This is a genomic window from Novosphingobium subterraneum, from assembly GCF_000807925.1.
Classification (GTDB): domain Bacteria; phylum Pseudomonadota; class Alphaproteobacteria; order Sphingomonadales; family Sphingomonadaceae; genus Novosphingobium; species Novosphingobium subterraneum.
The window spans coordinates 1-315 of record NZ_JRVC01000054.1 but is presented as its reverse complement, the minus strand read 5'-3'; the positions used below and the strand labels follow the sequence as shown (position 1 = coordinate 315).

1 protein-coding gene is annotated in these 315 nt (G+C 67.9%); it reads left to right on the top strand.

Going from position 1 to position 315, the window contains the following annotated elements; all coding sequences use genetic code 11:
- Nucleotides 1–105 precede the first annotated feature (105 nt).
- Nucleotides 106–315 (top strand): hypothetical protein (locus tag NJ75_RS23135; protein ID WP_039338775.1); only part of this gene is annotated, 210 nt, incomplete at its 3' end.

Sequence of the window (315 nt, the reverse complement as noted above, 5' to 3'; positions counted from 1 at the left end):
TGCTCCGCCCGCTGAAACGAGGCGAAGTGATAACCGCCACATACAGCGCCGACGACGGCAAGAAGCCGGTCGAGATCGCCAGCGGAAGCTACACCGCCCCCTGACATGACTGCGACGCTGGCCATTCTGGCCCTGGCCGCTGCCAACAGCAGCGCGCCAGCGGGACCGGCTGCGCCCGTGCAGGCCCCCGATCCGGTGGTCGGGGCGACTGCGTTCGGCACGACGCAGGCTGCAAACGAAGACCTCCTGCTGTTTTCCGTGCAGCTTGACGGCACCACCATCAGCGAGGCGCTGACGGCGTACGGCGACCCCACA